The sequence below is a fragment of the Thauera propionica genome (assembly GCF_002245655.1).
Classification (GTDB): domain Bacteria; phylum Pseudomonadota; class Gammaproteobacteria; order Burkholderiales; family Rhodocyclaceae; genus Thauera; species Thauera propionica.
The window spans coordinates 114,986-138,518 of the sequence record NZ_NOIH01000026.1 but is presented as its reverse complement, the minus strand read 5'-3'; the positions used below and the strand labels follow the sequence as shown (position 1 = coordinate 138,518).

The following is a 23,533-nucleotide window of genomic DNA, read 5'->3' as shown; positions in this document are numbered from 1 at the left end:
AACAAATCCACTTCTCCCCCGGAGGAAACAAAGCATGGAAAACCGCCTGACGATGACGCGCACCGAAGCCTCGGTGCTGTCGACCAACAAGGTCATCCGCAACACCTACATGCTGCTGTCGCTGACGCTGGCGTTCTCGGCGCTGACGGCCGGTCTGTCGATGGCGATGGGTGCGCCGCGCCTGGGCATCATCGTGACGCTTGTCGGCTACTTCGGCCTGCTGTTCGCGACCAGCAAGTTCCGCAACAGCAGCCTGGGCATCCTGTTCGTGTTCGCGCTGACCGGCTTCATGGGCTTCACGCTCGGCCCGATCATTTCCGCCTACCTGTCGCTGCCCAACGGCAGCAGCATCGTGATGCAGGCGATGGCCGGCACCGCGGCGATCTTCCTCGGCCTGTCGGCTTACGCGATCACCACCAAGAAGGATTTCTCCTTCATGGGCGGGTTCCTGATGGTCGGCATCCTGGTCGCCTTCCTGGCTGGCCTGGGCGCGATCTTCTTTGAGATCCCGGCGCTGTCGCTGACCGTTTCGGCTGCCTTCGTGCTGCTGATGTCGGGCCTGATCCTGTTCGAGACGAGCAACATCATTCACGGTGGCGAGACCAACTACGTGATGGCGACGGTGTCGCTGTTCGTGTCGATCTTCAACCTCTTTACCAGCCTGCTGCACCTGCTGGGCTTCATGAACAACGACTGACGCCGATCACCGGCGGGACTTGGGCGGGGTGGCTGCCGGAAGGCGGTCACCCCGCTTGCGTTTAGTGCAACCGGATGATTCCGGACTGCGTTTGCCCGAATGCGATGGGCACGACTTGCGCCCTGTGGCGCTACAATGGCGCACATTTTTCAGTGGGAACGGTTGGATGAAAACCACTTTTCTGGATTTCGAACAGGCAGTTGCCGAGCTCGAAGCCAAGATCGACCAGCTCCGTTTCGTCTCCGACGACCCGGCCGTGGACATCTCCGAGGAGATTGCCCGCCTCGAAACCAAGAGCCAGTCCCTGACCAAGGACATCTACGCCAAGCTGACGCCGTGGCAGATCGCGCAGGTCGCCCGTCATCCGCAGCGTCCTTACACGCTCGACTACGCGCAGCATGTCTTCACCGACTTCGAGGAACTGCACGGCGATCGTGCGTTTGCCGACGACAAGGCAATCGTCGGTGGGCTGGCGCGCTTCAATGGCGAGAGCTGCGTCGTCATCGGCCATCAGAAGGGCCGTGACACCAAGGAAAAGATCGCGCGCAACTTCGGCATGCCGCGGCCGGAAGGCTATCGCAAGGCCATGCGGCTGATGAAGCTGGCGGAGAAGTTCGGCCTGCCGGTGTTCACCTTCGTCGATACGCCGGGCGCCTATCCCGGCATCGGTGCGGAGGAGCGCGGCCAGTCCGAGGCGATCGGCCACAGCATCTACCTGATGGCCGAGCTGAAGGTGCCCATCATCAGCACGATCATCGGCGAGGGCGGCTCCGGCGGCGCGCTGGCGATCGCGGTCGCCGACCAGTTGATGATGCTGCAGTACTCGACCTATTCGGTGATCTCGCCCGAGGGCTGCGCCTCCATCCTGTGGAAGAGCGCGGACAAGGCCTCCGAGGCGGCCGAGACCATGGGCATTACGGCCGCGCGGCTGAAGTCCCTCGGGCTGGTGGACAAGGTCGTCAATGAGCCGGTCGGCGGTGCACATCGCGATCATCGCGCGATGGCGGCGACACTCAAGCGTGCGCTAGCCGAGGCGCTGCGCCAGGTCGATCACCTGTCGCCGTCAGAACTCGTGGCCCAGCGCTACGAGAAGCTGATGGGCTACGGCCGCTTCAAGGAACTGGCGGCCTGACATGCTGCCCGAGGCCGTTTCCCGCGCGCTGACGGCGGCGGGAGTCGGTCCTGGCGCCCGCCTGTGCTGTGCGCTGTCGGGCGGCGTCGATTCGCTCTTACTGCTCGAGGTGCTGCACGAGCTGGCGCCGCAGCACGGCTACGCGCTGCAGGCGGCGCATGTGCATCACGGCCTGAGCCCCCATGCCGACGCGTGGGCGCAGGCGTGCGCGTCGCGCTGCGCGCAGCTGCGGGTCTCCTTCTCGCTGATCCGTGTCGAGGTGCCGCGCGACGATCGCGCGGGCCTCGAGGCCGCAGCCCGTCGCGAGCGGCTGGCGGCGCTGGATGCCATTCCCTGCGACTGGCTCGCGTTCGGTCATCATCAGGACGACCAGGCCGAGACGCTGCTGTTCCGGCTGTTGCGTGGCAGCGGCGTGCGTGGCGCCGCGGCGATGGCCTCTTTTGAGCCGCCTTTGGGTGGCAGGCCGGGGCGCCTGCGCCCGCTGCTCGACTGCCGTCGCGCCGGAATCGAGGCCTGGGCGCGTGCGCGCGGGCTGGAGTGGGTCGAGGACGAGAGCAACGCCGACGTGCGTTTCAGCCGCAATTACCTCCGTCATCGCGTGCTGCCGCTGGTTGGCGAGCGCTTTCCCGCCGCGGTGCCGACACTGGCGCGCGCGGCCCGCCACTTCCGTGAGGCAAGCGAGCTGCTGGACGAGCTTGCCGCACTCGACCAGGCCGCCTGCGGCGGCGAGTCCTTGCAGCGCCGCGCCGTACTGGCGCTGTCGGATGCGCGTATCGCCAATCTGCTGCGCTGGCAGGCGCGCCGGCACGGCTGGCGGGCGCCGGCCCAGGCCAGGCTGGACGAAGCCCTGCGTCAGTTGCGTGTGGTTGCACTGGCGCACCCGCTGCGTGTCGTTCTGGGTGACATGGCCTTGTGCGCCTATCGCGACCTGCTGTGGCTCGAGTCCGTCGGGGGCGACTATTACGAGCCTCGGGACTGGTGTGGGGGAGCGACGCTTCCGTGGGGGGCAGGGCAGGTCGGTTTCACCTCAGTGCGCGGGCAGGGCATAGCGCGTTCGCTGCTCGACGAGGCACATTCGTTGCGGCTCGCCGGGCGGCGGCCGGGGATGCGGCTGCGGCTGGAGGCCGGCCGGCCACGCCGCGAATTCAAGAACCTGTGCCAGGAGGCTGGCATCCCGGCGTGGCTGCGTGATCGTCTGCCGGTGCTCTGGGTGGATGAGGCTCCGGCTTGGGTCGGCGGCATTGGGGTCGCGGCGGAGTTCGCCTGCGCCCCGGGGCACGATGGGCTCATGCCCGAATGGCGGCCCGCGCGCATCGTAGTCTAGCCGCGCATCGTCGTCAGCATCTGGGCAAGCTCGACCGCCGAGCGCACCGCCATCTTGTCGAAGATGCGCGAACGGTGGGCTTCGACAGTGCGCATCGAGATCGACAGTTCATCGGCGATCACCTTGTTGTACTTGCCTTCGAGGATCAGATCCATCACCTCGCGCTCGCGCTGGGTCAGCGTGGACAGGCGCGCCTCGATGGTCTCGCGGCTCGCGGCGGCGCGCTGGCGCTCGGCGTCGAGGGCGATCGCTTTTTCGACCAGGTCGACCAGATCGTGGTCGTTGAAGGGCTTTTCGATGAAGTGGAATGCGCCCTTCTTCAGTGCGGCCACGGCCATCGGCACATCACCGTGTCCGGTGATGAAGATCACCGGCAGTTCGCAACCGCGTGCGAGCAAGTTATCGAAGCACTCGAGGCCGCTCATGCCGTGCATGCGGATGTCCAGTACGATGCAGCCACGCCATTCTGGCTGCCAGGCCTCCAGGAAGGGTTCGCCGCCCTCCCAGGTGCGGCACGCGACGCCGCGCGTCTTGAACAGCCATTGCAGGGCATCGCGGATGGCTTCGTCGTCGTCGATGATGTGCGCGCAGACCGGATTCATGCGGATTCCACGGGTAGCGAGAGGGTGAAGATGGTACCGCCCTCGGGGGCGGGTTCGAAAGTGAGGCGACCATGATGCAGCTCGGCGATCGAGCGGCAGATGTTCAGGCCCATGCCCATGCCTTCGGGCTTTGTGGTGAAGAAGGGCTCGAACAGGCGGGCGGCGGTCTCGGGCGGGATGCCGGCGCCGCGGTCAGATACGCGCACGCAGACGTGGCGGCCTTCCTGGTTGGTGCGGATGCGCACTTCGCGGCGCGTGCGTGGGGTGTCGCGCATGGCGTCCATGCCGTTGCGCACCAGGTTGACGATGATCTGCTCGATCATCACCGCATCGGCGAGCACGGCGGGCAGCCCGGACGCGAGCTCGGTGACGATGCGCATCTGACGCTTGCGCGCGTCGGCTTCGATCAGGCCGACGGCGTCGCGGATCACGGTGTTGAGGTCGAGCGGGGCGCGCTGGGGTTCGGAGCGGCGCACGAAGTCGTGCACGCGACGGATGATCTCGCCGGCGCGCCGGGCCTGACGGGCGATGCGCTGCTGGATGTCGAGCAACTCGGCGCGGTCGAGCGCACCCGATTCGAGGCGGTTGATGCAGCCGTTGCTGTAGCTGGCGATCGCGGCCAGCGGCTGGTTGAGCTCGTGCGCCAGCGTCGAGGCCATTTCGCCCATCGTCACCAGGCGCGAGGTGGCCTGCAGGCGCTCTTCCTGCTGCAGGGCAAGCTCGCGCGCACGCTTCTGTTCGGTGATGTCGAGCACCGAACCCATCCAGCCGGTGTGGCGGCCGCGGGCATCGATCAGCGGCGCCTCGAAGACCAGCACGTCGAGCACCTCGCCGTTCTTGCGTCGGAGACGTACCTCGGTGCCCTCGCTGGGGGTGCCGCCGGACATGATCTCGTGGTGCAGCTCGAAAGTGCGCTCGATGCGCTCGGGGTCCCAGTAGGGCATGGGGGGCTTGAGACCGATCAGTTCGTCAGCCGTGTAGCCCGTCATGTTGCAGAAGGCGGAGTTCACATAGGTCAGGCGGCCCTCGAGGTCGCGCGCGCGCATGCCGGTGAGCAGCGAGTCTTCCATTGCGCGGCGGAAGGCCGATTCCTCGAGTAGCGCGTTTTCCGCGCGTTGGCGCCGCGCGAGCTGGCGCCGCAACTGCATCACGCTCCACACGATCATCCCGCCAAGCAGCACCAGCGAAGCGATCAGCAGCACCGGAATCCAGCGCGTCTCCGACCTGTAGGCCGTGATATCGAGCGTCAGACCGTGCCCCGGAGGGTCGAAGGGCATGCGATAGGCGAGCTGTGGCGCGAGCGGGGCAATCTTGGACTTGGCCGCGATCTCCCGACCGTCGGAATCGAGCACGGCAACGCGGTATCGCTCGGAGAACCACCATGGCAGTTCGCGGATCACCAGGTCGGACAGCGAATACACGCCGACGACGATGCCGACCAGGGCTTCGTCCGACCACACCGGCACGTGGATGGCGAAGTGGAAGGCGTCGCCCGCCACCGGGTAAGCGGGTCCATAGACGGGGCGGCCGATGCTGCGTGCCAGCTCGAAGCTCGTGCCTGCGGTCAGCGTGCGCAACTCATTGTCGGCGCCGCCATCCGTGTATGGCGGCATCGAACCCACGGTGTTGCCCTGTGGGCTCAGCCACGCGATGCGCACCAGTCCACGTTCCTGGTTCAGCAGATGATGAACCTGCGCCTCGGTCTGCGGACTCAGCTTGCCGCCATATAGGTCGGGGCCGAGCTGCTGCAGCTGGGCCTCATTGCGGTCGAGGTGGAATCGCAGGTTCTGTTCCATCCACAGCACGTCGCTGATCAGGGTCGCCTTCTGCTCGTCGCTGTCGTACTGGCGGGTCAGCCACACCAGCGCTGCGATTGCGATCAGGAACAGCACCAGGCTGAGGTAGGGCAGCTGCCCGAGCAGCCGGTTGCGCACGGCGGCCTTTGGCGCCTTGTCACCGCCTGGAGAGGGGGCCGCAGAGGACGCGGCCGAAGAGGATTTGGAGCTTGCGGGTTCCACTGATGCGGCATTCCACAATAGCGACAGGCGCTGCGCAATAAGGATACTGATGGCCTGCATAACAGGTTTTATCTGTTGGCGGTCATCGTCAGGGCGTTCCGTGCGCCGGGCGGAAAACGATGCGTCCGGCGTGGCGCGCTCAATTCGGAGGAGAAGAACTCATGAAGATTCGTACGCTTCTGGTTGGTCTGATGGCTGTGGGTCTGTCGGCGGCAGCGGTCGCCGCAGAGCCGATCGTGATCAAGTTCAGCCACGTCGTGGCTCAGGACACGCCCAAGGGCAAGGCTGCGGAGAAGTTCAAGGAACTGGCCGAGAAGTACACGAGTGGCGCCGTGAAGGTCGAAGTCTATCCGAACAGCACGCTGTACAAGGACAAGGAAGAGATGGAGGCGCTGCAGCTGGGCGCCGTCCAGCTCCTCGCCCCTTCGCTGGCCAAGTTCGGCCCGCTCGGCGTGCGCGAGTTCGAGGTCTTCGACCTGCCCTACATCTTCGACGGCTACGAGGCACTGAACAAGGTCACCCAGGGCGCGGTCGGCCAGCAACTGCTTGCCAAGCTCGAGCCCAAGGGCATTCGTGGTCTGGCTTTCTGGGATAACGGTTTCAAGTCGTTCTCGGCCAACTCCCCGATCAAGAAGCCGGAAGACCTGCGTGGCAAGAAGATGCGCATCCAGTCGTCCAAGGTACTCGAGGAGCAGATGCGCGAGCTCAAGTCGCTGCCGCAGGTGATGGCCTTCTCCGAGGTCTATCAGGCGCTGCAGACGGGCGTGGTCGACGGCACCGAGAACCCGCACTCGAACCTCTTCACCCAGAAGATGCACGAAGTGCAGAAGCACATGACCCTGACCGATCACGGCTATCTGGGCTACGCGGTCATCACCAACAAGAAGTTCTGGGACGGCCTGCCGGCTGAAGTGCGCACCCAGCTCGACAAGGCCATGGCCGAGTCGACCGCCTACGCCAACCAGATCGCCAAGGAAGAGAACGACAAGGCGCTCGAGGGCGTGCGCGCCTCGGGCAAGACCGAGGTCTACACGCCGACCGCCGAAGAGAAGGCCGCGTTCAAGAAGGCGCTGGTGCCAGTGCACAAGAAGATGGAATCGCGCATCGGTGCCGACCTGATCCAGTCGATCTACAAGGAAACCGGCTTCGATCCGGCCAAGCTGTAATCCACGTTTCATCTCACCCAGCAACGCCCGTCTGGCGCTTCGAGCGCGACGGGCGTTTTTCCGGGGAAAACAATCATGAACAAGCTTCTCGACCGCCTGGAGGAGTTCATCATCGGCGCGCTGATGGCGATCGCGACGATCGTGATCTTCGTGTCGGTGGTGCATCGCTACCTGTCCGGCTATGAAATTCCCGTGCTGCAGGACTGGCTGCTCGACATGAACGTCGGCTGGGCCCAGGAGTTCTGCATCATCCTCTTCGTGTGGATGGCCAAGTTCGGTGCCGCCTATGGCGTGCGCACCGGCATCCATGTCGGTGTGGACATCCTCGTCAACAAGCTCTCGGGCACGCCGCGCGCGGCGCTGATCCAGGCTGGCCTGGTGTGCGGTGTGATCTTCACGGGACTGATCGGCGTGTTCGGTGCGCTGTTCGTTTGGGAGAACGGCATGGCCTACGAGACGCTGTCGCTCCTCGGTCGCGATACGGGTGACTACTTCGAGGGACCGACGACGCCCGACCTCGAATGGCCGACCTGGATGGTGTATGCGGCCGTGCCGCTGGGCTCCTTCCTGATGTGCTATCGCTTCCTGCAGGTGATGGTGAGCTTCGCCCGCAGTGGTGAGCTGCCATCGCACGACCATGGTCACGTCGAGGGCCTTGACGAAGACCAGGATGAGAACGTGCTGCTCGAGGGCGAGGCGATCTCGATCGCCGAGGATATCGAGCACGCGAGCCGTGAGGCTGACGCCAAGCGTCCGCGTCAGGGCAACTGAGAGGGGATGACATCATGACCAACACGATTGCAATCTTCGGTCTGCTCGTCGTCCTGATGGCGATCGGCATGCCGGTGGGCGTGGCGCTCGGCCTCACGGTGCTGAGCTTCATGTTCATCTTCACCGACGTGCCGCTGGAGTCGGTGGCGCTCAAGATGTTCACCGGTATCGAGAAGTTCGAGATCATGGCGATCCCGTTCTTCATCCTCGCCGGCAACTTCCTGACCCACGGCGGGGTGGCGCGGCGCATGATCAACTTCGCCACCGCCATGGTCGGCCACCTGCGTGGCGGCCTGGGCATGTCGGCGGTGCTGGCCTGCGCGCTGTTCGCGGCGGTCTCGGGTTCGAGCCCGGCGACCGTGGTGGCGATCGGCTCGATCCTGATCCCGGCGATGATCAAGCAGGGCTACCCGGTGCGCTTCGGCGCGGGTGTGGTGGCTTCGGCCGGCGGCCTGGGTATCCTGATCCCGCCGTCCATCGTCATGGTGATGTATTCGGTGACCACCAACTCGTCGGTCGGTGCGCTGTTCATGGCGGGCGTGATCCCGGGCCTGCTGCTGGCTTTCATGCTCGGCTTGACTACGTGGTACGTGGCGCGCAAGAACAACTACCCGACCATGCCGTCGGTGTCCTGGGGTGAGCGCTTCGCGGCTTTCCGCAAGGCCTTCTGGGGTCTGATGCTGATCGTCGTGGTGATGGGCGGCATCTACTCTGGCATGTTCACCCCGACCGAAGCGGCGGCGATGAGTGCGGTTTATGCCTTCTTCATCGCGGTGTTCGTGTACAAGGACCTGACCTTCAAGCAGATTCCGCGCGTGCTGCTGGATTCGGCGAACATGAGCGCGATGCTGCTGTTCATCATCGCCAGTGCGGTGCTGTTCTCCTTCATCCTCACCAGCGAGCAGATCCCGCAGCGCATGGCCGATGCCATCGTCGCCAGCGGCATGGGGCCGATCGGCTTCCTGATCGTGGTGAACATCCTGCTGCTGGTGGCCGGTGCGCTGATGGAGCCGTCGTCGATCATCCTGATCCTGGCGCCGATCCTTTTCCCGGTTGCGGTGGCGCTGGGGATCGATCCGATCCACTTCGGCGTGATGATCGTGGTGAACATGGAAATCGGCATGATTACGCCGCCGGTGGGCCTGAATCTCTTCGTCGCCTCCGGGGTGACCAAGGCGGGCCTGACCGAGATGAGCAAGGCGGTCATGCCCTGGCTGTACACGATGCTGGTGTTCCTGATGATCATCACCTACGTCCCGAGCATCTCCACCTTCCTGCCGAAGGCGCTCGGCATGATGTAAGCGTCGCGGCCCGGTCGCATCAGGCGGCGCGGCCGGCTGGTCGCTGCAATCCCCGCAGGGCGGTCACGTCCGGCGGGGATTGTTCTTTTGAAGTCGGAACGCTTGCGTCGGCTTACATTCGCACGCACCGTGCGCGCATCGGTGTCACGCGAAACCTGTTAAAATTTCGCGCTTTTTTCTTAACCTCGCGCTTCTTTCGAGCGCAGTCCCGGAGTTTTCCATGGCAATCGAACGCACCCTGTCCATCATCAAGCCCGACGCCGTCGCCAAGAACGTGATCGGCCAGATCTACGCCCGCTTCGAAGGCGCCGGCCTGAAGATCATCGCCGCCAAGATGGCTCACCTGTCCGAGCGTGAGGCCGGCGAGTTCTACGCCGTGCACAAGGAGCGTCCCTTCTTCAAGGATCTGGTGTCCTTCATGACCTCCGGCCCGGTGATGATCCAGTGCCTCGAAGGCGAGAACGCCATCGCCAAGAACCGCGAGCTGATGGGCGCCACCGACCCGAAGAAGGCCGACAAGGGCACCATCCGCGCGGACTTCGCCGAGTCGATCGACGCCAACGCCGTGCACGGCTCCGACGCACCGGAAACCGCTGCCGTGGAAGTGGCTTTCTTCTTCCCGGGCATGAACGTTTACTCGCGCTAAGCGGTCCGTTCCAACGGCCCGTCGCGCACGCTTCGCGGTGCCTCCCGCACCGCGCGCGGCGTGTTCGGGCCGTTTGCATTACGGCGGGGCCCTTGTCCGGCCTCCGCTATGAGAGAGTGAAGTTTCAGGCATGAGCACACCCAATCCGGTCAATCTGCTCGATTTCGACGTCGATGGCCTCGTCGCCTGGTTTGCCGGGCTGGGCGAGAAGCCCTTCCGTGCCCGCCAAGTGATGCGCTGGATGCATCACGAGGGCTGCGACGACTTCGACGCGATGACCGATGTCGCCAAGTCCCTGCGCGCCAAGCTCAAGGACATCGCCGTGATCCGCCCGCCGGTGCCGGTGCGCGACTCGATCTCGGCCGACGGCACGCGCAAGTGGTTGCTCGACGTCGGCAACGCGAACGCCGTCGAGACCGTGTTCATTCCTGAAACCAACCGCGGCACGCTATGCGTGTCCTCGCAGGCGGGCTGCGCGCTCGACTGCGCGTTCTGCTCGACCGGCAAGCAGGGCTTCAACCGCAACCTCAGCGCGGCGGAGATCATTGGCCAGCTGTGGCTAGCCAACAAACTGCTGGGTGCTGCGCGAGTTGACCCAAATGAGGAGGCCCAGGACCTCGAAGCCGGCGAGAAGGACAACGGCCGCATCATCAGCAATGTCGTGATGATGGGCATGGGCGAGCCGCTGGCCAACTTCGACAACGTGGTTACCGCGCTGCGCCTGATGCTCGACGACCATGCCTACGGCCTGTCGCGCCGCCGCGTCACGGTGTCGACCTCGGGCATCGTGCCGGCGATGGACCGTCTGCGCGAGGAATGCCCGGTGGCGCTCGCCGTGTCGCTGCACGCCTCCAACGACGCGCTGCGCGACCGCCTGGTGCCGATCAACCAAAAGTACCCGCTGCGCGAGCTGATGGCTACGTGCCAGCGCTACCTCGAGCGTGCACCGCGCGATTTCGTCACTTTCGAGTATGTAATGCTCGATGGCGTGAACGACAGCGAGGCGCATGCGCGCGAGCTTGTTGCGCTGGTGCGCGACGTGCCGTGCAAGTTCAACCTGATTCCGTTCAACCCCTTCCCGAATTCGGGTTTCCTGCGCTCCCCGGCCGAACGCATCCGCCGTTTTGCCGGTATCCTGATTGACGCCGGCATTGTCACGACCACGCGCAAGACGCGTGGTGACGACGTCGATGCGGCCTGCGGCCAGCTCGCAGGCCAGGTTCAGGACAAGACGCGGCGCACGGTGCGCCTGAAACAGGTCATGGAGGATCGCTGATGAAGCGCAAGTTCGCGCTGGCCGCCTTGCTGGTGGCGGCCGTGGTGACAAGTGGTTGTGCAACGGTGCCGGCAGGTCAGAGCGGGCTGTCGACAACGGTCAGCCGTCCCATGTCGGATATCACGCCGGCGACACCGGCCGAATCACGTGCCCGGGTGCACGTCGATCTCGGCATGGCCTACTTCGAGATCGGCCGCTACGACGTGGCGCTCGACGAGGGGCGCATCGCGCTCAATGACAGCCCGGGCTATGCGCCGGCCTACCATCTGCTGGGGTTGGCCTACATGCTGATCGAGGAGAACGGCCCGGCACGGCAGAACTTCGAGGCAGCGCTCAGCGCGGCGCCAGGCGATCCGGATTTCAACAACAGCTACGGCTGGTTCCTGTGTACCCAAGGCGAGGAACTGCGCGGCCTTGAGCGTCTCGCGCAGGCAGCACGCAATCCCTACTACCGCCACGCCACACGGTCCTACACCAATGCCGGTCTCTGCCATCTGCGGCTGAAGGACGATGCGGCGGCCGAGGGCCAGTTCCTGGCCGCGGTGCAGGCTGATCCCGCGAACCGCCAGGCGCTTTACCAACTGGCCGATATCGCCTACCGCGGCGGCCGCTATGATCAGGCGCGCACGCACCTGATTCGCCTGCATCAGCAGAGCGAGCCGACCGCCGCGTCGGCATGGCTCGGCTTGCGTACCGAGCGCCGCCTGGGCAATCGCGATGCCGAGGCCAGCTATGCGTCGCAGTTGGGCAGCCGCTTTGCCGAGTCGGATGAGTACCAGTCGATGACTCAAGGGAAGTTCGAGTGAGCAACGATCAGTCGCGCGAACCGGCGGCCGACATCGCCCACGAGGACGTTCGCTCGCCGGGTGCCGTGCTGCGTGCGGCGCGCGAGGCGCGAGGCGAAAGCGTGAGCGAGGTCGCCTTCGCGCTGAAGCTCAATCCGCGTCAGATCGCTGCGCTCGAGGCCGACAATTTCTCGGCGCTGCCGGGCATGGCCTTCGTGCGCGGTTTCCTGCGCAACTACGCGCGTTATCTGGGGCTTGATCCGGCACCTCTGCTGGCGGGTGTCGAGCGCCTGGCCGGGCAGGGTGACGTGGATCTGTCGCCGATCCGCAATGCCGACGGTGAGCTGCCGATTGGCGGCAGCGCGCCGAAGCTCGGCGCCGCCTCGGTGCGCTGGATGGTGCTGCTGCTCGTGGCGGCCTTGCTGGCGGGCTGGTATTTCGACTGGTTCCGCACCGAGCCGGTGAGCGTTGAACGCATGCTGGAGACTCCTGCGGCAGATACGGCCGTCCTGGACTCGCAACCGATGGTTGTGCCCTCGGCGCCTGTCGAGGCATCGTCGGTGACCTCGATGACTCCGACGGATTCGCCTGCGGACGTGAGGCCACAGACGGACAGTGCGGCGCCAACTGAGGAAGCTGCGCCTGCAGAACCGGTCGCCCCGGTTCTGCCCGCCGTCACCGGGGCCACCGCAGAAGCGGGCGATGCGCCGGTGCAGAGCGGCTCCGGCGGCCGGCTGGCATTCCGCTTTGCCGGTGAATCCTGGGTGGAGGTGCGCGATGCGACGGGTGCCATCGTCTATTCGGGTGTCAACCGCGCCGGCACCGAGCGCAATGTGCAGGGCACGCCGCCGTTTGCTCTGGTTATCGGCAATGCGACGAACGTGGTGCTCGAATTCGATGGCAAGCCGGTCGATCTGGCGCCGCATACCAAGGTTTCGGTGGCAAGGCTCACCGTCAAGTAATTTCTGTCGATCAAGATGACGCAAGATTTCTCGCACTCTCCCATCGAAGCATCTCCCCTGGCTCGTCGGCTCACGCGCGAGGTCGTCATCGGGCGCGTCCGCGTGGGCGGGGGGGCGCCGGTCGTCGTGCAGTCGATGACCAACACCGATACCGCCGATGTGCTCGGCACGGCGATGCAGGTTGCCGAGCTGGCGCGCGCGGGGTCGGAGATCGTGCGCATCACGGTGAACAACGAGGCCGCAGCCAAGGCCGTGCCACACATCCGCGACCGTCTGCTGGCGCTCAACATGGATGTGCCGCTTGTCGGCGACTTCCACTACAACGGTCACAAGCTGCTGACCGACTTCCCAGCCTGCGCCGAGGCGCTCGCCAAGTTCCGCATCAACCCCGGCAACGTCGGCGCGGGCAGCAAGCGCGATCCGCAGTTCGCAGCCATCGTCGAACTTGCCTGCCGCTACGACAAGCCGGTGCGCATTGGCGTCAACTGGGGCAGTCTGGACCAGTCTGTGCTGGCCCGCATCATGGACGCCAACGCCAAACGCGCCGAGCCACGCGACGCCGGTGCGGTCATGCGCGAGGCGCTCGTAGTCTCCGCGCTCGAATCGGCCGCGAAGGCCGAGGAATACGGCCTTGCCGGCAACCGCATCATCCTGTCGGCCAAGGTATCGAGCGTGCAGGATCTCATCGCGGTGTACCGTGACCTTGCCCGCCGCAGCGAATACGCCCTGCATCTCGGTCTCACCGAGGCGGGCATGGGCAGCAAGGGTATCGTCGGCTCCACCGCCGCGCTTGCCGTGCTGCTGCAGGAGGGTATCGGCGACACCATTCGTATCTCGCTGACCCCCGAGCCGGGGGGCAGCCGCACGCAGGAAGTCGTGGTTGCGCAGGAGATCCTGCAGACCATGGGCTTGCGCGCCTTCACGCCGATGGTCACTGCCTGCCCGGGGTGTGGACGCACCACCAGCACTTTCTTCCAGGAACTGGCGTCGGGCATCCAGGATTATGTGCGTGCGCAGATGCCGGTGTGGCGCGAGCAGTACGACGGTGTCGAGAACATGACGCTGGCCGTGATGGGCTGCGTGGTGAACGGCCCGGGCGAGTCCAAGCACGCCAACATCGGCATCTCGCTGCCGGGTACCGGCGAATCGCCCGCGGCGCCGGTGTATGTGGATGGCGAGAAGGTTGTCACCCTGCGCGGTGACAACATCGCCGCCGAGTTCAAGGCCATCGTGGACGACTACGTGGCCACCAAGTACGTGAAGAAGGGCGGCTGAGGGCCGCGCCGCAAGATAACAACAGCGCATCGACGCAACAACGCAAAGACCAAGCACTCATGAGCCAGACCTTGCAGGCCGTGCGCGGGATGAATGACATCCTGCCCGAAGACGCCGAAACCTGGGAATACTTCGAAGACATTGTGCGCGACTGGCTGCAGAGCTATGGCTATCGCCCGATCCGCATGCCCATCGTCGAGCCGACGCCGCTGTTCAAGCGCGCCATCGGCGAGGTCACCGACATCGTCGAGAAGGAGATGTACTCCTTCGAGGATGCGCTGAATGGCGAGCATCTCACGTTGCGCCCGGAAGGTACGGCATCCTGCGTGCGTGCTACGATCCAGCACAACCTGGTGGCCTCGGCCGGTCCGCAGCGGCTGTACTACTACGGGCCGATGTTCCGCCACGAACGTCCGCAGAAGGGCCGTTACCGCCAGTTCCACCAGATCGGTGTCGAGGCGCTCGGTTTTGCCGGGCCGGATACCGACGCCGAACTGATCCTGATGTGCGCGCGCCTGTGGGAGGATCTCGGGCTGGAGGATGTCGCACTCGAGATCAACTCGCTCGGTTCGCCAGAGGAGCGTGCGCAGCATCGCGCCGCGCTGATCGCCTATCTCGAACAGCACCAGGACAAGCTCGACGAGGACGGCAAGCGCCGCCTGTACACCAACCCGCTGCGCATTCTGGACACCAAGAACCCGGACCTGCAGGCGATCGTCGAGGCCGCGCCGAAGCTTGCCGACTACCTCGGCGAGGAGTCGAAGGCGCACTTCGAGGCGGTGCAGGTCTTCCTCAAGGATGCCGGAATTCCGTACCGCATCAATCACCGACTGGTACGCGGGCTGGACTACTACAACCGTACCGTGTTCGAGTGGGTCACCACGCGTCTGGGTGCGCAGGGCACGATCTGCGCCGGCGGGCGCTACGACGGCCTGGTCGAGCAACTCGGCGGCAAGTCGCAGCCGGCCGCGGGCTTCGCGATCGGCATCGAGCGCCTGTTGTTGTTGTGGAAGGAGTGCGGTGGCGAACCCGAGCGCCCGGTGGTCGACGCCTACGTGGTGCACATGGGCGACGCTGCTGCGCGGCTGGCTTTCCGTGCGGCCGAGGCCTTGCGCGAGCATGGTTTCGCCGCGATCCTGCATTGCGGTGGCGGCAGCTTCAAGTCGCAGATGAAGAAGGCCGACGGCAGTGGCGCCCCGGTGGCGGTCGTCATCGGCGAGGATGAAGCGCTCGCCGGCGAAGTGGGGATCAAGCCCCTGCGCGGGCCGGGTGGCCAGCAGCGTGTGTCGCTCGAGGCGCTGCCCGAGGCGATGGCGGAACTGCTTTACGGCAATGAAGAAGAAGGGGCTGAATGATGGCGGTGTACGACCTCGAAGAACAGGAACAGATCTCCGAACTCAAGGCCTGGTGGGCGCAGTACGGCACGCTGGTGACGACGATCGCCATGATCGCCGCGCTGGCGTCGGTCGGCTGGCAGGGCTGGCAGTGGTACCAGAATCGGAATGCGGGTGAAGCCGGCGCGTTGTATTTTGCCGTGCAGCAGGCGGCCGAGCAGCAGGACGCGCAGAAGGCACGCGATGCAGCAGGTCGGCTGATCGGCGAGTACTCGGGCACAGCCTACGCGCAGCTCGGCGCCTTGCTCTCCGCCGGCGTCCAGTTCAGCGGCGGCGATCTCGACAATGCGCGCGCCCAGCTCGAGTGGGCGGCGGACAAGGGTAAGGACCCGGCCCTGCGCGATCTGGCGCGCCTGCGCCTGGCCGCAGTGTTGCTGCAGAAGGGCGAACTGGACGCGGCGCTCGCGCGTCTGCAGGCCGCGCCGACCGCCACGTATGCTGCGCGCTATGCCGACCTGCGCGGCGATGTGCTCGCAGCACAGGGCAAGGCCGCGGAGGCCCGTGCTGCCTACCAGGCTGCGATCGAAGCGCTGGCCAGCGGTGGCGATCAGGCCACGACCCTGCGCGAAGTCGTGCGCGTCAAACTCGAATCCCTGGAAGGCTGACCGATGAAGCTTGCTTCCCTGCGTGTGGTGCCACTCGTTGCCGCGATTGTGCTGGCGACCGGCTGCTCGTCCCTCAACCCCTTCGCCAGCGCCAAACCGAAGCCCGCCGAATTGGCGGACTTCAAGCCCAGTGCCGAGCTGGTTGCACTGTGGAGCGTCGACATCGGCGAATCGGGCGCCTATCTGTTCCAGCCGGCGGTCGTCGGCGAGAGCGTCTATGCCGCCGGCGAGGATGGCGACGTCGCCCGCTTCGACAGCGGCCGTCAGGTGTGGCGCGTGGATGCCGATACGCGGTTGTCGGCAGGCGTCGGGGCGGATGGTCGCATCGCCGTGGTGGTCACGGCCAGCGGTATTGCGATCGCCTATGACGCGGACAGCGGCAGCGAACGCTGGCGCGCCACGATCGGCGCCGAAGTGCTTGCCCAGCCTGCCGTCAGCAGCGATCTCGTCGTGTTGCGAGCCTCCGATAACCGCCTGATCGCGCTCAGCGCGCGTGACGGCAGCCGGCGCTGGGTCTATCAGCGTGCCAACCCTCCGCTTGCGCTGCGCAACTTCTCGGGCGTCGTGCTCGAGGGCAACGTGGTGCTGGCTGGTTTCCCCGGTGGCAAGCTGGTGGTGATCAACGCGGCCAACGGTGGGGCCATCACCGAGCTGTCGGTCGCAGTGCCGCGCGGTTCGACCGAACTGGAGCGCGTGGCCGACGTCGCCGGTACGCCGGTCGTGGGTCGGCGCGAGGTGTGCGCGGTGTCCTACCAGGGGCGCGCGGCCTGCTTCGATACCAGCAATGGCAACGCACTGTGGGCGCGCGATTTCTCGAGCAGCGTGGGCATGGACCGAGATGCGCGCTTCGCGGTGATCACCGACGAGCGCGATGCCGTGCATGCGCTTGATGTCTACAGTGGTGCCAGCGTCTGGAAACAGGACTCGATGGCGCGCAGGGCAGTGTCGCGCCCGCTGATCGTCGGCGATTACGTCGTCGTCGGCGATGTGGAGGGTTACGTGCACGCGCTCAGTCGAGATTCCGGGGCCTTTGCCGCGCGCGCGCGCGCCGGCGACGGTCCGCTGTCTGCGCCACCACTCGCCTACGGGCGTGGCTTCATCGTGCAGGGCCGTGACGGTGAGATCACCGCCTACGAACTGCGTTAAGGCGGATTACTTTAAGTGAAACCTACCATCGTCCTGGTCGGCCGGCCCAATGTCGGCAAGTCGACCCTGTTCAACCGTCTCACGCGCACCCGCGACGCGCTGGTCGCGGACCAGCCCGGACTGACGCGTGACCGCCACTACGGCATCGGCCGGGTCGGCGATCGCGACTACCTGGTCGTCGATACCGCGGGCTTCGACCCCGTCGCCAAGGACGGCATCATGCACGAGATGGCGCGGCAGGCCGAGCAGGCCATTGCCGAGGCCGACGTGCTGCTGTTCCTGGTCGATGGCCGTGCCGGGCGGACACCACACGACGAGCAGATCGCGGCACGCCTGCGCCGCGCCGGTCGGCCGGTGCACCTCGTGGTCAACAAGGCGGAAGGTCTCGACCGTGCGATTGTCGCGGCCGACTTCCATGCGCTGGGCCTGGGCGATCCGCTTCCGGTGTCGGCCGCGCATGGCGACGGCATCAAACAGCTCGTCGAGATCGTGCTGTCGCCCTTCCCGCTCGATAGCGACAAGGAAGCGGCCGAGGATGAAGGCCCGAAGGTGGCCATCGTCGGCCGACCCAATGTCGGCAAGTCGACGCTGGTGAACACCTTGCTTGGCGAAGAGCGCGTGATCGCCTTTGACTTGCCGGGCACCACACGCGACGCGATTGCGATCCCGTTCGAGCGCGGCGGCAAGCGCTACACCCTGATCGATACCGCTGGCCTGCGCCGGCGCGGCAAGGTGTTCGAGGCCATCGAGAAATTCTCGGTGATCAAGACCCTGCAGGCGATCCAGGAAGCCAACGTGATCGTCCTCGTGCTCGACGCGGCCCAGGATATTTCCGATCAGGATGCGCACATCGCCGGCTTCGCGCTCGAGGCCGGGCGGGCCTTGGTGGTGGCGATCAACAAATGGGACGCGGTCGACGATTACCAGCGCGACCGCCTGAAGGCCGACATCGCGCGCAAGCTGGCCTTCCTCGGCTTTGCCCGTTTCCATCAGATCTCGGCCTTGCAGGCGCAGGGTATCGGCGGTCTGCTGAAGTCCGTCGACGCGGCCTATGCGGCGGCCACAGCCAACCTGTCGACCCCGCGCCTGACCCGCACGCTGCAGCAGGCCGTCGCGCGTCAGGCGCCGCCGCGCCATGGCATGCAGCGCCCGAAGATGCGCTACGCACACCAGGGCGGCATGAATCCGCCGGTGATCGTGATCCACGGCAACGCGCTGGACGACATTCCCGCATCCTACGTGCGCTATCTCGAACGCTGCTTCATGGATGCCTTCAAGCTGCAGGGTACGCCCTTGCGCATCCAGTTCCGGACCACGCACAATCCTTACGCTGCGAGGGACTGAGCGCGCAGCGCAGGAACCTGTTTCCACACCCGGATTTCGATGCATACTGCGATGTGGCGGTGCAACATCAAATCCATTACATTCTTATAAACAGAAAATACCGAGGTTCACTCATGAGCAACAAAGGGCAACTTCTACAAGACCCGTTCCTGAACACGCTGCGCCGCGAGCACATTCCGGTTTCGATCTATCTGGTCAACGGAATCAAGCTGCAGGGCCAGGTCGAGTCGTTCGACCAGTACGTCGTGCTGCTCAAGAACACCGTCACGCAGATGGTGTACAAGCATGCCATCTCCACCGTCGTGCCGGCCCGTCCGGTCGTCATCCAGCAGCAGGAAGACGGCAACTGATCGCCCTGGCGATTTCATGCGGCCGGTCCCGCCCGGCCGCAGGGGGTGTGCATGTTTGAGCGCCCCGCATCCGGCGAGCGGGCAATCCTGGTTCAGCTTGACCTCGGCCAGGGTGCAATCGACGAACGTCTTTCCGAACTGAAGCTGCTGGTGCTCAGTGCGGGCGCGAGTGTCGAGGCCGTCGTGCAGGGCAAGCGCGCAGCGCCCGATCCCAAGCTGTTTGCCGGCAGCGGCAAGGTGCAGGAGATCGGTGAGGCACTGCGTGCGCATGAGGCGGACATCGTCATTTTCAACCATGCCCTGTCGCCCGCGCAGCAGCGCAACCTCGAGCGTCAGCTCGAGTGCATGGTCATCGACCGCACTGCGCTGATCCTCGACATCTTCGCCCAGCGCGCGCGCAGTCACGAGGGCAAGCTGCAGGTCGAGCTCGCTCAGCTCGAGCATCTGTCCACCCGGCTGGTGCGCGGCTGGTCCCACCTTGAGCGGCAGAAGGGCGGTATCGGCCTGCGCGGCCCGGGTGAGAAACAGCTGGAGACCGACCGGCGCTTGCTCGGCAACCGGGTCAAGATGTTGAAGTCGCGCCTCGCCCAGATCGAAAAACAACGCAAGGTTCGGCGCCGCGCCCGGGAACGCCGCGACGTTCTGTCTGTCTCTTTGGTCGGTTACACCAATGCGGGCAAATCGACGCTGTTCAATGCGCTGACGAAGGCGGGGGCCTATGCGGCCGATCAGCTCTTCGCCACACTCGACACGACTTCGCGCCGGCTCTATGTGGGCGGAGCGAGTGTCGTGCTGTCGGACACCGTCGGCTTCATCCGCGACCTGCCTCATGCCCTCGTTGCCGCGTTTCGCGCGACGCTCGAGGAAACGGTGCAGGCCGACCTCCTGCTGCATGTCGTGGATTCCGCGAGCGAGGATCGCGATGCGCAGATCGCCGCAGTGAACGAGGTTCTTGCCGAGATCGGTGCGGCCGACGTGCCGCAGGTCCTCGTCTGGAACAAGATCGACCTCACGCGCGCCGAGCCGGCGGTCGAGCGGGGTGACTGTGGTAACATTCGGCGCGTTTTTTTGAGCGCCCGAACGGGCGAAGGTCTTGATCTGCTTCGCGAAGCGCTTGCCGAAGCGGCGCAGCAGACCTTCCATGAAGATGCCGGCCGGGAATCCGGTACGGTGGATGAACTTCCTTCTCAATCGTGATTACGGGCATTCTCATGTCACTTAACGACCCCCGCTGGGGCGGCCAGGGCGGCGACAATGACCGCGACCGTGACCGCAACGATGGTCAGCGCGGCGACGGCAACCGCGGCAATAACCAGGGACCTCCCGATCTCGAGGAGGTCTGGCGCGATTTCAACCAGCGTCTGACCGGCATGTTCGGCGGCAAGCGCCAGAACCGTGGCATGGGCGGCGGAGGGGGCGGGGGCGGCGACGGTGGTCCGCAACTGCCGAATTTCTCCTTCAAGCAGTTCGGCGGCGGCATCGGTGCGTTGCTTGCGCTGGCCGGCGTGGTCTGGCTCGCGAGCGGCATCTACACGGTCGATGCCAACCAGCGTGGCGTGGTTCTGCGCCTTGGCGAATACGTGCAGACGACTGAGCCAGGCCTGCGGTGGCGCCTGCCGTACCCGTTCGAAACTCACGAGATCGTCGATCTGACCGGCGTGCGTACGGTCGAGGTGGGGTATCGCGGTTCGGAGCGTAACAAGGTGCTGCGCGAGTCGTTGATGCTGACCGATGACGAGAACATCATCAACATCCAGTTCGCCGTGCAGTACGTGCTGAAGAGCCCGGAGAACTACGTCTTCAACAACCGCTTCCCGGACGAATCCGTCGCCCAGGCGGCCGAAACCGCGATGCGGGAGATCGTCGGCAAGAGCCGAATGGACTTCGTGCTGTACGAAGGTCGCGAGGAGATCGCCGCGACCGCGCACGAGCTGATGCAGCGCATCCTCGACCGTTACGAGACCGGCATCCAGATCAGCCGCGTGACGATGCAGAACGCCCAGCCGCCCGAGCAGGTGCAGGCGGCGTTCGATGACGCGGTGAAGGCGGGCCAGGATCGCGAGCGCCAGAAGAACGAGGGCGAGGCCTACGCCAACGACGTGATCCCGCGGGCGCGTGGTACCGCGTCGCGCCTGATCGAGGAAGCCAATGCCTACCGCGAGCGTGTCGTCGCGAATGCCGAGGGTGAGGCGAGCCGCTTCAACCAGGTGTTTGCCGAGTACAGCCGCGCGCCGGAAGTGACCCGCCAGCGGATGTACATCGAGACCATGCAGGAAGTGATGTCGAACACGTCCAAGGTCATGATCGACGCCAAGGGCAACGGCAATCTGCTGTTCCTGCCACTCGACAAGCTGATGCAGCAGGCGGGTGGGTCCGCAAAGGCGGCGTCCATCACGCCCGAACCCCAGTCGGCGGCAGCGCTGAGTTCGAACGCCCCCGGATTGGCGTCCGACCCCCGCAACCGTGACCTGATGCGAAGCCGTGAGCGTGGAGAACGATGATGCGTGACAAGTTTCCCCTGATTGGCGGCGCGCTGCTGGTCATCATCCTGATCGCGTCGGCATCGCTGTTTACCGTAGACCAGCGCCAGCACGCGATGGTGTTCCAGCTTGGCGAGATCAAGGAAGTCATTGACGAGCCGGGTCTCAAGTTCAAGCTGCCGCTGATCCAGAACGTGCGCTACTTCGACAAACGCATCCTGACCATGGATACCGCGGAGCCCGAGCGCTTCATCACCTCCGAGAAGAAGAACGTGCTGGTGGACCACTTCGTGAAGTGGCGCATCGTTGATCCGCGCCTCTACTACGAGTCGGTCGCGGGCGACGAGGCGCGTGCGCGTACCCGCCTCACGCAGACGGTCAATGCCGGCCTGCGCGAGGAGTTCGGCCGCCGCACGGTGCACGACGTGGTGTCCGGCGAGCGTGAGCTCATCATGGATCAGATGCGCGAGCGCGCCGACCGCGACGCCCGTACCATCGGCGTGCAGATCGTCGATGTGCGCCTCAAGCGCGTCGATCTGCCCAACGAGGTGTCGGAGTCCGTTTATCGCCGCATGGAGGCCGAGCGCAAGCGTGTGGCAAACGAACTGCGCTCGCAGGGTGCCGCCGAGGCCGAGAAGATCCGGGCCGATGCCGATCGTCAGCGTGAGGTCATCGTGGCCGAGGCCTATCGCAGTGCTCAGCAGGTCAAGGGTGAAGGCGACGCCAAGGCGACCGCGATCTACGCTGAGGCGTTCGGCAAGAATCCGTCCTTCTACTCCTTCTACCGCAGTCTTGAAGCCTACCGCGCCAGCTTTGCCGGCAAGGACGACGTTCTGGTGGTGGACCCGAGTTCGGACTTCTTCCGCTTCATGAAGGACGCCGGGGGCTCCGCAAGGAACTGATTCCCCCATGGGTGCTTCCCTGTTGACTGCCTTCGCGCTGATGCTGATCATCGAAGGCATCCTTCCTTTCGTCGCGCCAGCCGCCTGGCGCGAAACTTTTTTGCGTCTCGCCAGCATGGCCGACGGTCAGATCCGCTTCATCGGCCTGACCTCGATGCTGGCGGGTGTGCTGCTTCTTTTCGTCTTGAGCTGAACCCCCATGCGCTGGGTATTGCCCGATCACATCCAGGACGCCCTGCCGTCCGAAGCCCACCAGCTCGAGACCTTGCGTCGCCGGCTGCTCGATGCCTTCCGCGTTCGCGGCTATCAGCTGGTGATGCCGCCGCTGCTCGAGTACCTTGATTCGCTCACTACCGGTGCCGGGCAGGACCTCAAGCTGCGCACCTTCAAGCTGGTGGATCAGCTGTCGGGTCGCACCATGGGTGTGCGTGCCGACATGACTCCGCAGGTGACGCGCATCGATGCGCATCTGCTCAATCGCCAGGGCGTCTCGCGGCTGTGCTATTGCGGCAGCGCCCTGCACACGCTGCCGTCAACGCTAACCGCCACCCGCGAGCCGCTGCAACTGGGCGCCGAACTCTATGGCCATGCCGGCATCGAGGCGGACGTCGAGATCCTGCGCCTGCTGGCCGAGGTGTTGCGTCTGGCTGAGGTGCCGGCGTCGCGCATCGATATCGGCCACGTCGGTCTCTTTCACGCGCTCGCTGCGCGTGCCGGCCTGGTGCCGGGGCGGGAGGAGGAACTGTTCGACCTGCTGCAGGCCAAGGACGTGCCCACGCTGCAGGTCGTGCTCGATGACGTCGCTGAACCGGTGCGTACGGCGCTACTGGCGCTGCCGGGCCTCTACGGTGGGCCGGAGGTGCTCGAGCGGGCGGCCGCCTGCCTGCCGCAGGACGAGGAGATCGCTGGCTTGCTGGGCGAACTGCGTCAGCTTGCCGCGGCGCTGGCCGACCTGCCGATCAGTTTTGACCTGTCGGATCTGCGTGGCTATCACTATCACAGCGGTATCGTCTTCGCGGCCTACGGCGCGGACTCGCCCGCGGCGCTCGCGCTGGGCGGCCGCTACGACCGCGTGGGCGAAGCCTTCGGTCGTGCGCGGCCGGCGACCGGCTTCAGCCTCGACCTGCGCGAGCTGGTCTGGCGGTTGCCTGCGCGCGGCGAGGCCGCGGGCATTCTCGCGCCCTGCGTCGACGATGCGGAGCTCGGCCGGGAGGTGGCGGCACTGCGTGCGCGTGGCGAGATCGTCGTCACCGCGCTACCCGGACATGATGGAACTTGGAACGAGGCCGGCTGCGACCGGCAACTGGTGAAGCGGGGAGATCGCTGGGCGATCGTGCCGTTACAGGGAGAGTAAGAA

23 protein-coding genes are annotated in these 23,533 nt (G+C 65.4%); 21 read left to right on the top strand and 2 right to left on the bottom strand.

Going from position 1 to position 23,533, the window contains the following annotated elements; genetic code table 11:
- Window positions 1-34 precede the first annotated feature (34 nt).
- From CGK74_RS16170 to tilS, 3 genes are all read left to right on the top strand, one after another.
- On the top strand, window positions 35-697 hold the full coding sequence (locus CGK74_RS16170) for a Bax inhibitor-1/YccA family protein (protein WP_094269443.1): 663 nt from the start codon (window positions 35-37) through the stop codon (window positions 695-697).
- Between the two features lie 166 nt (window positions 698-863).
- Window positions 864-1,829, top strand: a complete 966-nt coding sequence (locus tag CGK74_RS16165) for an acetyl-CoA carboxylase carboxyltransferase subunit alpha (protein ID WP_094269442.1) — start codon at window positions 864-866, stop codon at window positions 1,827-1,829.
- Window position 1,830: 1 nt separating this feature from the next.
- Window positions 1,831-3,153 carry a tRNA lysidine(34) synthetase TilS gene (tilS, locus tag CGK74_RS16160; RefSeq protein ID WP_094269441.1) on the top strand — a complete coding sequence of 441 codons (1,323 nt, stop codon included), beginning with the start codon at window positions 1,831-1,833 and terminating at the stop codon, window positions 3,151-3,153.
- Here tilS and CGK74_RS16155 read toward each other — a convergent pair.
- Both CGK74_RS16155 and CGK74_RS16150 read right to left on the bottom strand, forming a co-directional pair.
- The gene (locus CGK74_RS16155) at window positions 3,150-3,755 is read right to left on the bottom strand and encodes a response regulator transcription factor (protein ID WP_094269440.1); all 606 of its coding nucleotides are present in this window, start codon (window positions 3,753-3,755) and stop codon (window positions 3,150-3,152) included. The two genes, tilS and CGK74_RS16155, sit on opposite strands and share 4 nt — an antisense overlap.
- Entirely contained in the window at window positions 3,752-5,689 is a 1,938-nt protein-coding gene (locus CGK74_RS16150; RefSeq protein ID WP_240498758.1) for a sensor histidine kinase, read from the bottom strand. The genes CGK74_RS16155 and CGK74_RS16150 overlap by 4 nt, the downstream gene beginning before the upstream one ends.
- 245 nt (window positions 5,690-5,934) lie before the next feature.
- On the opposite strand from CGK74_RS16150, the gene CGK74_RS16145 reads away from it, so the two are divergent.
- The 18 genes from CGK74_RS16145 to CGK74_RS16060 all read left to right on the top strand — a co-directional run bounded on the left by CGK74_RS16145 (window position 5,935) and on the right by CGK74_RS16060 (window position 23,530).
- A complete protein-coding gene (locus CGK74_RS16145) occupies window positions 5,935-6,939 on the top strand; it encodes a TRAP transporter substrate-binding protein (protein ID WP_094269438.1) in 1,005 nt (334 codons plus the stop codon).
- Window positions 6,940-7,014: 75 nt separating this feature from the next.
- Entirely contained in the window at window positions 7,015-7,710 is a 696-nt protein-coding gene (locus CGK74_RS16140) for a TRAP transporter small permease (RefSeq protein ID WP_094269437.1), read from the top strand.
- A gap of 14 nt (window positions 7,711-7,724) precedes the next feature.
- A complete protein-coding gene (locus CGK74_RS16135) occupies window positions 7,725-9,011 on the top strand; it encodes a TRAP transporter large permease (protein WP_094269436.1) in 1,287 nt (428 codons plus the stop codon).
- A gap of 220 nt (window positions 9,012-9,231) precedes the next feature.
- Window positions 9,232-9,657 (top strand): nucleoside-diphosphate kinase, encoded by a 426-nt coding sequence (ndk, locus tag CGK74_RS16130; protein ID WP_004292046.1) that lies wholly within the window; start codon window positions 9,232-9,234, stop codon window positions 9,655-9,657.
- A gap of 130 nt (window positions 9,658-9,787) precedes the next feature.
- Window positions 9,788-10,933, top strand: coding sequence for a dual-specificity RNA methyltransferase RlmN (gene rlmN, locus CGK74_RS16125; RefSeq protein WP_094269435.1), 1,146 nt, complete (start codon window positions 9,788-9,790; stop codon window positions 10,931-10,933).
- A complete protein-coding gene (gene pilW, locus CGK74_RS16120; protein ID WP_094269434.1) occupies window positions 10,933-11,739 on the top strand; it encodes a type IV pilus biogenesis/stability protein PilW in 807 nt (268 codons plus the stop codon). Before rlmN ends, pilW begins: the two co-directional genes overlap by 1 nt.
- Window positions 11,736-12,680, top strand: a complete 945-nt coding sequence (locus tag CGK74_RS16115; RefSeq protein WP_094269433.1) for a RodZ domain-containing protein — start codon at window positions 11,736-11,738, stop codon at window positions 12,678-12,680. The genes pilW and CGK74_RS16115 overlap by 4 nt, the downstream gene beginning before the upstream one ends.
- A 15-nt stretch (window positions 12,681-12,695) precedes the next feature.
- Complete coding sequence (gene ispG, locus CGK74_RS16110; protein WP_094269432.1) at window positions 12,696-13,955, top strand: flavodoxin-dependent (E)-4-hydroxy-3-methylbut-2-enyl-diphosphate synthase; 1,260 nt, start codon at window positions 12,696-12,698, stop codon at window positions 13,953-13,955.
- A 59-nt stretch (window positions 13,956-14,014) separates the two neighbouring features.
- Window positions 14,015-15,310 (top strand): histidine--tRNA ligase, encoded by a 1,296-nt coding sequence (gene hisS, locus CGK74_RS16105; protein WP_094269431.1) that lies wholly within the window; start codon window positions 14,015-14,017, stop codon window positions 15,308-15,310.
- Window positions 15,310-15,954 carry a tetratricopeptide repeat protein gene (locus CGK74_RS16100; RefSeq protein ID WP_206186279.1) on the top strand — a complete coding sequence of 215 codons (645 nt, stop codon included), beginning with the start codon at window positions 15,310-15,312 and terminating at the stop codon, window positions 15,952-15,954. Before hisS ends, CGK74_RS16100 begins: the two co-directional genes overlap by 1 nt.
- A 3-nt stretch (window positions 15,955-15,957) precedes the next feature.
- Window positions 15,958-17,100 (top strand): outer membrane protein assembly factor BamB, encoded by a 1,143-nt coding sequence (gene bamB / locus CGK74_RS16095; RefSeq protein ID WP_094269429.1) that lies wholly within the window; start codon window positions 15,958-15,960, stop codon window positions 17,098-17,100.
- A 15-nt stretch (window positions 17,101-17,115) separates the two neighbouring features.
- Window positions 17,116-18,444 (top strand): ribosome biogenesis GTPase Der, encoded by a 1,329-nt coding sequence (gene der / locus CGK74_RS16090; RefSeq protein ID WP_094269428.1) that lies wholly within the window; start codon window positions 17,116-17,118, stop codon window positions 18,442-18,444.
- Between the two features lie 113 nt (window positions 18,445-18,557).
- Window positions 18,558-18,794, top strand: a complete 237-nt coding sequence (gene hfq, locus CGK74_RS16085) for an RNA chaperone Hfq (RefSeq protein ID WP_004292992.1) — start codon at window positions 18,558-18,560, stop codon at window positions 18,792-18,794.
- Between the two features lie 51 nt (window positions 18,795-18,845).
- Window positions 18,846-19,991: a ribosome rescue GTPase HflX gene (gene hflX / locus CGK74_RS16080; protein WP_094269427.1), complete on the top strand. Its 1,146-nt coding sequence runs from the start codon at window positions 18,846-18,848 to the stop codon at window positions 19,989-19,991.
- 14 nt (window positions 19,992-20,005) lie between these two features.
- Window positions 20,006-21,295: an FtsH protease activity modulator HflK gene (gene hflK, locus CGK74_RS16075; RefSeq protein ID WP_094269426.1), complete on the top strand. Its 1,290-nt coding sequence runs from the start codon at window positions 20,006-20,008 to the stop codon at window positions 21,293-21,295.
- Window positions 21,295-22,176 carry a protease modulator HflC gene (gene hflC, locus CGK74_RS16070; protein ID WP_094269474.1) on the top strand — a complete coding sequence of 294 codons (882 nt, stop codon included), beginning with the start codon at window positions 21,295-21,297 and terminating at the stop codon, window positions 22,174-22,176. The genes hflK and hflC overlap by 1 nt, the downstream gene beginning before the upstream one ends.
- Window positions 22,177-22,183: 7 nt before the next feature.
- Window positions 22,184-22,369 (top strand): DUF2065 domain-containing protein, encoded by a 186-nt coding sequence (locus tag CGK74_RS16065; protein ID WP_004292984.1) that lies wholly within the window; start codon window positions 22,184-22,186, stop codon window positions 22,367-22,369.
- Window positions 22,370-22,375: 6 nt separating this feature from the next.
- Window positions 22,376-23,530 (top strand): ATP phosphoribosyltransferase regulatory subunit, encoded by a 1,155-nt coding sequence (locus tag CGK74_RS16060; RefSeq protein ID WP_094269425.1) that lies wholly within the window; start codon window positions 22,376-22,378, stop codon window positions 23,528-23,530.
- Window positions 23,531-23,533 lie beyond the last annotated feature (3 nt).